Below are 10245 nucleotides of genomic sequence, written 5' to 3' on the forward strand. Positions count from 1 at the left end.
TACGGAAAACCCGGCCCGGTCGTCATGCTCAACGGATGGCTCGAAATCCAGGCCGCTAAACGTGCAATCCAAACCCTCGGATACCAGACCAATGTGTGAATCTGGTAGCCTTCAGGGGAGGGGTTTGGGGGTGGGGCCGCGCCGCAAGCGGGACGTTCGTGGAGAAGCCCCACCCCAACCCCGCCCCTGAAAGGGAGGGGCCATAAGTGCCGATCCCTAATACGCCGCCGCCTTACGCCTGCAACCCAACCGTCGCCTGCGCTGCACGTAGCGTTGGGGCGGCAAGTTCGGCGGCACGCGCCGCACCCTTGGCCAGCGTCGCGGCGACCGCCGCGCGATCGGCCAGCAATGCTGACAGCCGCTCGCGGATCGGGCCGAGGCTGGCGATCGCCAGGTCCGCCAGCGCCGGCTTGAACGCGCCGAAACCCTTCCCCGCAAACTCGCCGAGCACCGCGGCCGGCGTCATGTCGGCAAGCGCGGCGTAGATCGTCACCAGGTTGCGCGCCTCCGCCCGCTCGCTGAGCAGTTCCATCGTGTCGGGCAACACCTCCGCGTCGGACTTGGCCTTCTTGATCTTCTGCGCGATCAACTCGTCGCTATCGATGAGATTGATCCGCGAGGCATCCGAAGGGTCGGACTTCGACATCTTGGCCGATCCGTCGCGCAACGACATGATGCGCGGCGCCGCCGTGGAAATGAACGGCGCGGGCAGGGTGAACAGCTCGACGCCGAAATCATTGTTGAACTTGGTCGCAACGTCGCGCGCCAGCTCGAGATGCTGCTTCTGGTCCTCGCCGACCGGCACATGCGTCGCCTGGTAGAGCAGCACGTCGGCGGCCTGCAGCACGGGATAGGTGAACAGGTCGACGCTCTGCGACTCGCCCGCCTTTCCCGCCTTGTCCTTCCACTGCGTCATGCGGTTGAGCCAGCCCATCCGCGCCGTGCCGCCGAGGATCCACGCCAGCTCGCTATGCGCCGGCACGCGCGCCTGGTTGAACAGGATCGCGCGCTCCGGGTCGATGCCGCAGGCGAGCAGCGCCGCCGCCATCTCGATCGTGTTGCTTGCCAGTTCCTTCGCAACCACCGGCTGCGACAGCGCGTGCAGATCAGCCAGGAAGAACAGGCATTCCTCGTCCGGCTTCATCGCATCCTGCATCGCGACCCATTGCTTGATCGCGCCGAGATAATTGCCGAGGTGGAGGTTGCCGGTGGGCTGGATGCCGGAGACGACGCGCATGTTGTTCTCGTGTCAGGCGGCGCGACGGCGCCGCAGGAAGGTCAGATCGTCGCGCGTGAACGCGCCGAGGGCGAAGGTCGCGATCGCATAGACCACGCCGCCGGTCGCGACCAGCACCACCATCGCGCCCGTCCGCACCAGCCAGCTGCCATGCGTATAAGGCGCCAACAGCCCTTCGAGCAGCCACAGCACCACACCCATCGCCAGCGCCGCGAGCGCGAGCCGCCACGCCCGGCGGCGCAGCCGCGCATCGGGCGCGAAATGCCCGCGCTGGCGCAGCGTGCGATAGAGCAGGAAAGTGTTCACGCTCGACGCCAGCGCGGTCGCCAGCGGCGGCCCCATATGCCTGAGCGGCACGATCAGCGCGAGGTTGAGCACGAGGTTCACGACCATCGAGATCGTCGCAAAGCGCACCGGCGTTTTGGTATCGCTGCGCGCGTAGAAGCCCGGCGTCAGCACCTTGATCAGGATGTAGCTCGGCAGCCCGACCGAAAAGGCGGCGAGCGCCTGCGCGGTATAAAGCGTGTCCTGCGCACTGAACTTGCCATGCTCGAACAGCGCCGCGACGATGGGCGCGCCGCACAGCACCAACGCGACCGTCGCCGGCAGGGTCAGCAGCAGCGCCAGCTCCATGCCGCGATTCTGCGTCTCCATCGCCTGGGCGTCTTCCCCGGCGCCGAGCTGCTTCGAGATCAGCGGCAGCAGCACGGTGCCGAGCCCGATGCCGATCAGGCCGAGCGGCAACTGGTTCACCCGGTCGGCCATATAGATATAGGTCACCGAGCCGGCCGAAAGCAAAGACGCGGCCACGCGGGTCGAAACGACGAGGTTGATCTGTACCGCGCCGGCGCCGACCGCGGCGGGCCAGATCAGCGCCAGCAGCTTCTTCACGTCGGGCGTCAACTTCGGCACACGCGGTCTCAGCCTGACGCCATTGGCGCGGCACGACCAGGCCAGCCAGATCAGCTGGAACAAGCCGGAGACGCTGACCGCGATCGCCTGGTTGCGCGCGGTGACCATCGGATCATGGTTGTGAAAGAACAGCAGCGCCGCGATCAGCGTCAGGTTGAGCAGGATCGGTGCCGCCGCATTGACCCAGAATTTGTGCAGCGAATTGAGGATGCCGCCCAGCAGCGACACCAGGCTGATCAGCATCAGATAGGGAATGGTGAAGCGCGACAGCTGCACCGCAAAGGCGAACTGCCCTTGCGTGATGTCATTGAACCCGCCCGACAATGCCAGCGTCACCGGCCAGGCGAAGACCTCGAGCACGATCGTCATGACGATCAGGATCGGCAGCAACACCGACAGCACGTCCTGCGCGAAGGCCACGCCCGTTGCCAGGCCTTCACCGTCCTTGTCCGCGACCTTGCGGTTGAACATCGGGATGAACGCCGCCGAGAACGCGCCTTCGGCGAACAGCGCGCGGAACATGTTGGGCAGGCGAAAGGCGACGAGAAACGCGTCCGACGCGAAACTCGCCCCGACATAACGCGCGAACAGCGAATCGCGCACCAGCCCGAGCACCCGGCTGGCGAGCGTCAGGCCGCCCACCGAACCGAGTGCACGCGTCAGGTTCATTTATTTTGCCCCGCCCGCCGGCCGTCAGGCCGAGCCGGCCGCCCCTGCCGCGCCGCTTTGCTGCGCTTCGGCCTGCTGCAGGTAGAGCGCGGTGAAATCGATCGGCTCGAGCAGCAGCGGCGGGAAGCCGCCGTCGCGCACCGCATCGGCCAGCACGCGGCGGGCGAACGGGAACAGCAGGCGTGGCGCCTCGCCGAGCAGGAAGGGCTGGATATGCTCTTCGGGAATGTTGCGCAGCCCGAACAGCCCGGCATAGGACAGGTCGACGAGGAAGGCGACCTTGCCCTCGGTCTCTGCCTTCACTTCGATTCGCAGAATGATTTCAAAAACTTCGTCGGCAACCTGGCCCGAGGCGATGTTGAACTGCACGTCGATCGCCGGCCCTTGCGGGTTCTGGTAGATCGCCGGCGCGTTCGGATTCTCGAACGACAGATCCTTGACATATTGCGAGATCAGCCCCGCCGCCGGGCTGGTGTCCTCACCATTGGCCATCGGCTCGGTACGGGTGATGATGCCGTCGTCCTGCTCGTCCATCGACCGTCAATCCTTCGTGTCTATAAGTGGTGTCGAAAAGGTGGAATGTCTGAAGGTCGCGCAACCGCCGACCGGATGGGCGCGCCTAGCAGGGGGCGCGGGTCAGGGCAACAATCGTGGTGCCCGGGCGTTGCGCCCTTTGAAACCCGTGCAACTTGTGCCTATGTAGCTAGGCGCCGTGTCCCTAGGGAGGCCAAGTGTTTTACATCGTCGTCTTTGCCGCCATTGCTGCCTTTCTCGGCATGCGCCTCTACAGCGTGCTCGGGAAACGCACGGGTCACGAACAGCCGCTGACGCGCGCGATCGAGGATCGCGCGCCGCCGATCACCTTGCCGCGCCCGATCGAGGTCGCGCCGGAGCCGCGCGATGGCAGCAATCGCAACGTCGATACGCGCGCCCAGGCCGGCCTGCGCGCGATCATCGCCGTCGAGCCGGCCTTCGACGTCGCGCAATTCCTGCAGGGCGCGCAAGCCGCCTATCGCATGATCCTCGAGGCCTATTGGAAGGGTGACGAGGAAGCGCTCGCCGATCTCGTCGACGATGACGTGCTCCATGCCTTCGCCACGGCCATTGCCGAGCGCGCCACCGCCGGTCATGTGCTCGACAACCGCCTCGTCACGATCGAGCGCGCGGTGATCGTCGATGCGTCGGTCGAGGCGCGCGTCGCGCGCATCACGGTGCGCTTCGATTCGGACATCGCCGCGATCACGCGCGATGCCGAGGGCGTGGTCATTTCCGGCTCGCTCAGCGATGCGGTCGAAACGCACGAGACCTGGACCTTCGCGCGCCCGCTCAAGAGCGGCGACCCGAACTGGAAGCTCGTCGACACCGACGAAGATTGATCGCACGATGCGGGGCCGGGGGATCTTCGCGGTCGCGCTGCTGCTGAGCGCTTGTGGCGCGCGGATCGTGCCGCCGCCGGCGACACCTTCCTATCGCCCGCCGGCCGGCCCGGCCCGGCCGCCCGTCCCGGCGACCCCGCTGCCGCCGGTCACCGCGACGGCCACACCCGGCGCGGCGAACGCGGTTTCGGCCGGCGTTATCGCCGGCCCCGCTATCTATACCCTGCCGATCGACGATGCCGCCGCGGCGCGGTCGCTCGCGGCCTTCCGGCTGTCCTGCCCCGCCTTGCTGCGCCGCACCGATAGCTCCGGGCTGACCCGGCCGGCCGACTGGCAAGCGGCGTGCGACGCTGCGCGCGGCGCCGATCCCCGCGCGGCGCGCGCCTTCTTCGCGCAATGGTTCGAAAGCGCCCAGATCGGTGACGGCCGCGCCTTCGCGACCGGCTATTATGTCCCCGAGATTGCCGGCTCGCGCGATCGTCGCAAGGGCTTCGACACGCCGATCTACGGCCGGCCCGACGATCTCGTCGATGTCGATCTCGGCCAGTTCAGCAATGATTTGAAGGGCCGCAAGATCCGCGGCCGCATCGACGGCGCCAGCTTCGTGCCCTATTTCGACCGCGCCGCGATCGAGCAGGGCGGGCTCGGCCGCCACGCGCCGATCATCGCCTGGGCCGCCGATCCGATCGAGATGTTCTTTCTCGAGGTGCAGGGCTCCGGCATCCTGCGCCTGCCGGGTGGCGATGCGATGCGCATCGGCTATGCCAGCCAGAACGGCCACGATTATACCGGGATCGGCGCGCTGATGCGCCAGCGCGGCCTGCTCGCTCCTGGCCAGGCGTCGATGCAGGGCATCACCCAATGGCTGCGTGATCACCCCGATCAGGGGCGCGACATCATGCGAGAGAACAAGAGCTTCGTGTTCTTCCGCGAGCTCGATGGCCCGCCGCTCGGCGCGCTTGGCCTGCCCGTCGCCGCGCGCGCCACGGTCGCGGCCGATATCCGCTTCGTCCCGCTCGGCGCGCCGGTCTTCCTGTCGATGGACCGCGCCGATGCCAGCGGGCTGTGGGTCGCGCAGGATACCGGCGGCGCGATCAAGGGCGCCAACCGCGTCGATACCTTCTGGGGCGCGGGCGACGAGGCGCGCGCCATCGCTGGCGGCATGACCGCGCATGGCACCGCCTTCCTGTTGCTGCCGATGGGCACGCTGGCGCGGCTCGCCGCGGAGGGCCACGGTGTCGGGACGACGCCTCAGCGCTGACGAAGCGGCGTTATGGGCGCGCGTGATGGCCAATGTGCGGCCGATCGAGCCCGCGCGAAAACGCCCCGTCGTCGCAGCCGTCGCCACGCCTGTGCCGGCGCCCGGCCCAGCGAAAACGCTCAAGCCGGCCAAACCCATAGCCCCGCCGCGACCGGTTGCGCCGCGCCCCGTCGCGAAGCCCGCGCCCGCGGTCGGCGTCACGCTCGACGGTGGCTGGGACCGCAAATTGTCGCGCGGCATCGTCGCGCCCGATCGCACGATCGACCTTCACGGGCATAATCTCGATACCGCGTACCGACTGCTCGACGGCGCGCTGGGTCAGGCGATCGGCGCGGGCGAACGCGTCGTGCTGCTCGTCACCGGGCGCCCGCCGCGCGCCGGCAGCGAGCGGCCGCATGCGCGCGGCGCGATCCGCGCGGCGGTCGGTGACTGGCTCGCCGGCTCGCGCCATGCCGGCGCCATCGCCGCCGTACGCGGCGCGCATCCGCGCCATGGCGGGGCCGGCGCGCTCTATATCGTACTGCGCCGGCCGCGCGACGCCTGAAGCCCAAAGTGTTAACCTATTGGTGGCATATTCCGCGCACGCCCGGAGACATCCGGGCGGCGTGGCAAAGGGGGCCACCTTCATTTCGATGGATGGCGTAACGCTCAAAAGTCGTGCGATCGGGTTCGCCATGGGGGCGGGGGCTTTGGCCTTCATCCTCGCCCTGGTCGCGACGTCGAGCGGCCAGATCGACGTCGCCAACATGGCGCGCGCGCTCATTCCGGCGCTGGTCTGCGCCGCGATGTGCTGGGCCTCGGCCGAGCGCGCCATCGCTTCGACCGCCTCCGCCATCGATGCCGCGATCGCCCGCATCGCGCGCGCCGCGCAGGGCGATCTGGAAAGCGATATTCCGGTCGAAATCGCTGAAAACGTGCCGCAACTCGCCGCCGCGATGCACAGCCTGTTCAACCAGCTGAGCACCAATCTCGAAAGCGTCCAGCGCCTCGCGCTGTTCGATCCGGTCACCGCGCTGCCCAATCGCACGCATTTCCGCCGCAGCTGCGAGCGCATGCTGAGCGATCTCGGCCCCGGCAGCAGCGCCGCCCTGCTGTTCATCGACCTCGATCGCTTCAAGACCGTCAACGACACGATGGGCCATGCCATGGGCGACATGCTGCTCGGCATGGTCGCCAACCGGCTGCGCGCGGTCGCTGATCGCGTGCTGGCCGATCATCCCGGCGTCGTGCCGCTCATCGGCCGCCTCGCCGGCGACGAATTCACCATGTTCTTCGCCGGCATCCGCGATTCGGCCGAGGCCGCGCGGATCGGGCGCGGCGTGCTCTTCGCGCTGGGCGAGCCGTTCGATCTGCTCGGCACCGATATCGTCATCGGCGCCTCGATCGGCATCGCCATGCGGCCGCTGCACGGCGAGACGCTGACCGATCTGATGCGCGCCGCCGATGCCGCCATGTATCACGCCAAGGCCAGCGGTCGCGGCCGCGCGGAACATTTCACCGACGCGCTCGCCGCCGAGATTGCCGATCGCGCGCAGCTCGAATGCGATCTGCGCGAGGCGATCGACAGCGATCAGTTCGCTTTGGTGTTCCAGCCGCAGATCAGCCTGCCCGCCGGGCGCATCGTCGCTGCCGAGGCATTGCTGCGCTGGCGCCATCCGCGCGACGGCCTGCGCCTGCCGGGCACCTTCATCCAGCGCGCCGAGGAAACCGGGCTGATCGTCGAGATCGGCGAATGGGTCATCGCCACCGTCGCCGATACCATCGCGCGCTGGGGCAGCATCGGCATCGAACAGCGCCTCGCGATCAACGTGTCGCCGCGCCAGCTCGATCATGCCAGCTTCTTCCGCCGCCTGCGCGCCGCGATGCTCGACGCGAAAGCGCCCGCGCATCTGCTCGAGCTCGAAATCACCGAGACGCTGGCAATGCATTGCAGCAGCGAGGTGATCGAGGCGATCGCCGCGTTGCGCGCCGACGGCGCGACCATCGCGATCGACGATTTCGGCACCGGCTATTCCAACCTGTCGCGGCTGCGCGCCCTGCCGGTCGACCGCGTCAAGCTCGACCGCAGCCTGATCGAGAGCATCGTCGACAATGCCGATGCCCGCACCATCGTCCACGCCGTGATCGGCCTGATCCACGGTCTGGGCTGCGAGGCGGTGGCCGAGGGCATCGAAAGCCCCGCCCAGGCCGATGTGCTCCGCGTGATCGGCTGCGACGTCATCCAGGGCTATGCCGTCGCGCCGCCGATGGACGAGGCGGCCTTCATCGCCTGGTCGCGCGACGAGGGCGGCAAGGTCGAGGGCATGGTCGCGCGCGCCATCGGCTGACCGCGCCGCATTGACCTCGCCCGCCGGCTGACCGACCATGCGGCCATGGCGCGCAAACCTCGCAGGCAGAATGTCCAGTTCGGCGGCTTCCAGGCGGTCAAGACCGGCACGCCCTCGCCCTTTGGCGATCTCTATTACTGGGTGATGGAAATGACCTGGCCGGCGTTCGTCGCGCTGAGCACAAGTGTGTTCGTCGCGATCAACCTGCTGTTCGGCACGCTCTACGCCCTGTCCCCCGGCGCCATCGCCAATGTCGCGCCGGGCTCGCTGGTCGATGGCTTTTTCTTCTCGGTCGATACGCTCGGCACGGTCGGTTACGGCGTGATGGCGCCGGTCACGCGGCTCGGCCACGCCCTTGCCGCGGTCGAGATCCTCATCGGCCTATTCTTTTCCGCGACGATGACCGGGCTGATCTTCGCGCGCTTCTCGCGCCCGCGCCAGAGCCTGTTGTTCAGCCGCATCGCGGTGATCGGGCGGTTCGGGGGGCAGCGCGCGCTGATGTTGCGTGTCGCGATGATGCGCTCGCGGCCGCTGGCCGATGCCGCGGCGCAATTGTCCTGGCTCGAAAATGTCGAGACCGCCGATCATCGCACCTTCCGCCGCCTCACCCCGCTCGCGCTGGTGCGCGATCGCAACCCGACGCTCGGCCTGTCCTGGACGCTGGTGCACCTGCTCGACGACGACAGCCCGCTGCTCGCCGCGCTCGCCAGCGAGGAGCGCTTCATGATCACGCTGACGGTCAGCGGCCTCGACACCCTGCTCGCGACGCAATCGACCGGCGGCATGCGCTACCGCCGCGAGGATGTGCTGATCGATCACGAATTCGTCGACGTCGTGTCGGAGGAGGGCGGCGTGATGTTGCTCGACCTTGACCGGTTTCATGATGCGGTGCCGATCGGGGGGTAGGGGCGGACGCGGTGTTGCTGGTGGTCCGGAAGATTCTGACATTTGCCGGAGCCTATGCCCCGGAACGGACATAGTTGATGACGGCTTGATAGTATTCGGCGACATCCGGGGTTCGGGGATGTTCGGCGATAAACCGATCTACCCTCTCTGCGAAAAGAGCCGCGCCCTCCGTGTTGCCGCTGATGCGGCAGCCAACAAGGCAATTTACATAGCTGACCAGTTCGTAGGTCGCGTGATTGCGGTGATACGCATGCTGGGGAAGCACCGCCGGGTCGTTCAGCCTTTTGGCGATCTCTTCCATATCGACAGCCAGTTTGACCATGCGCGCCAACGTCCGCAAGTGCGGCGGCCCCCGTTGGGCAGGCCTGCGTCGTGGTTCCTGCCGGTCAGCCACTAGGGGGGCACGCTTATCGACGGCGCCGGAACGGGGAAAATGGTGGAAAGCTGACATTCCTTTCCCTTGGTAAGAACGCTCCCCCGCCGTCAGTGCCCGGGCTCCGCCACCGGTTGGAGCATGCCACCGGTCATCCTACCATCGGCGTCGAGCGCCACCGACATTCTCATCCCGCCCTTGGCGAACATCAGATCGTAAACGTCATCGCCCCTCGGACCGCGCCCGCGGAAAGTCACCGACTTCAGCTCGCCCATCGAGCTGAACATGGGATGTGTCCTGGGCAGGTCCCGGCGGACGACTTCCGCGAACTGCAGAGAAAGCTTGTTGTAGTCGGGTGAGCCGCTCGCCAGACCGGCGACAAGACTTCGCAACACAGCCTCGGTGCCGGGGTTGGGCGCCGAGGCGGGAGTGACGGCGGGCACTTCCCTTACTCCAGGCGGCGCCAGAATGCCGCCGGCCATCCGCCCGTCGGCGTCGAGCTTAGCCGACATTATCACCTTTCCCTTGGCGAACACCAGGTCGTAGACGTCATCGCCCATCGTACCGCGCCCGCGGAAAGTCACCGACTTCAGCTCGCCCATCGAGTTGAATATGGGATGTGTCATGGGTAGGTCCCGGCGGACGACTTCGGCGAACTCAGGGGAGAGCTTGTTGTAGTTGGGTGAGCCGCTCGCCAGACCGGCGACAAGCCTTAGCAACACAGCCTCGGTGCCGGGGTTGGGCGCCGAGGCGGGGGTTATCGCCAATTCTCCAGGCCGCGCCACGGGTTGACTATTACCCGCTTGCGAGAGGGCGGCGGGATGCAAAAGCGCGAGCATAATTGCTCCGACGAAGATCATGATGGCCACTCCTGCTACTGCTAAACGATTGAAAGTTGAGTGTAGCGGGAGGGCATCAGAGGCTAGGTCCGGCGATTGGGGTACGGCTTGACCGTACCCTTCGGCCTCAACGAGCATCCGAGCGGCGTCCAAGGACGACGTCGCGCCAAGCTTGGTGCGCGCCATCTTCAGGCGCTTCTCGACTGCATGGTGGGAAATGCCGAGGTCTGAACCGCGCCGGGTCTGCCGGAGGCGTTGGGTTGTGAGTCACGCTGCCATATCGATGTTGTCCGCGGCAGCATAATATTGATCTTCGGCTTCGGCAGGTGGGATGTTGCCGATGGG

The 10245-nt window shown here is 67.1% G+C and carries 10 protein-coding genes; 5 read left to right on the plus strand and 5 right to left on the minus strand.

Annotated elements, in window-relative coordinates; genetic code table 11:
* Positions 1-232 precede the first annotated feature (232 nt).
* The 3 genes from trpS to secB are packed head-to-tail and all read right to left on the minus strand — an operon-like array spanning position 233 to position 3352.
* The gene (gene trpS / locus U1839_RS26150) at positions 233-1237 is read right to left on the minus strand and encodes a tryptophan--tRNA ligase (protein ID WP_332806490.1); all 1005 of its coding nucleotides are present in this window, start codon (positions 1235-1237) and stop codon (positions 233-235) included.
* A gap of 12 nt (positions 1238-1249) precedes the next feature.
* Complete coding sequence (gene murJ / locus U1839_RS26155) at positions 1250-2818, minus strand: murein biosynthesis integral membrane protein MurJ (RefSeq protein ID WP_332806491.1); 1569 nt, start codon at positions 2816-2818, stop codon at positions 1250-1252.
* A gap of 24 nt (positions 2819-2842) precedes the next feature.
* Positions 2843-3352 (minus strand): protein-export chaperone SecB, encoded by a 510-nt coding sequence (gene secB, locus U1839_RS26160; RefSeq protein ID WP_332806492.1) that lies wholly within the window; start codon positions 3350-3352, stop codon positions 2843-2845.
* Between the two features lie 197 nt (positions 3353-3549).
* Here secB and U1839_RS26165 point away from each other — a divergent pair, with 197 nt between their 5' ends.
* From U1839_RS26165 to U1839_RS26185, 5 genes are all read left to right on the plus strand, one after another.
* Entirely contained in the window at positions 3550-4194 is a 645-nt protein-coding gene (locus U1839_RS26165) for a Tim44/TimA family putative adaptor protein (protein WP_332806493.1), read from the plus strand.
* A 7-nt stretch (positions 4195-4201) separates the two neighbouring features.
* Complete coding sequence (gene mltA, locus U1839_RS26170) at positions 4202-5455, plus strand: murein transglycosylase A (protein ID WP_332806494.1); 1254 nt, start codon at positions 4202-4204, stop codon at positions 5453-5455.
* On the plus strand, positions 5430-5999 hold the full coding sequence (locus tag U1839_RS26175) for a Smr/MutS family protein (RefSeq protein WP_332806495.1): 570 nt from the start codon (positions 5430-5432) through the stop codon (positions 5997-5999). The genes mltA and U1839_RS26175 overlap by 26 nt, the downstream gene beginning before the upstream one ends.
* An 88-nt stretch (positions 6000-6087) precedes the next feature.
* The gene (locus U1839_RS26180; protein WP_332806499.1) at positions 6088-7782 is read left to right on the plus strand and encodes a putative bifunctional diguanylate cyclase/phosphodiesterase; all 1695 of its coding nucleotides are present in this window, start codon (positions 6088-6090) and stop codon (positions 7780-7782) included.
* A 45-nt stretch (positions 7783-7827) separates the two neighbouring features.
* Positions 7828-8688 carry an ion channel gene (locus U1839_RS26185; protein WP_332806496.1) on the plus strand — a complete coding sequence of 287 codons (861 nt, stop codon included), beginning with the start codon at positions 7828-7830 and terminating at the stop codon, positions 8686-8688.
* Positions 8689-8740: 52 nt separating this feature from the next.
* Here the strand turns inward: U1839_RS26185 and U1839_RS26190 are convergent, their stop codons facing one another.
* On the minus strand, positions 8741-9010 hold the full coding sequence (locus U1839_RS26190; protein WP_332806497.1) for a hypothetical protein: 270 nt from the start codon (positions 9008-9010) through the stop codon (positions 8741-8743).
* A gap of 161 nt (positions 9011-9171) precedes the next feature.
* On the minus strand, positions 9172-9921 hold the full coding sequence (locus U1839_RS26195) for a hypothetical protein (protein WP_332806498.1): 750 nt from the start codon (positions 9919-9921) through the stop codon (positions 9172-9174).
* Between the last annotated feature and the right edge of the window lie 324 nt (positions 9922-10245).

Source organism: Parasphingomonas halimpatiens (genome assembly GCF_036663795.1).
Classification (GTDB): Bacteria; Pseudomonadota; Alphaproteobacteria; order Sphingomonadales; family Sphingomonadaceae; genus Sphingomonas.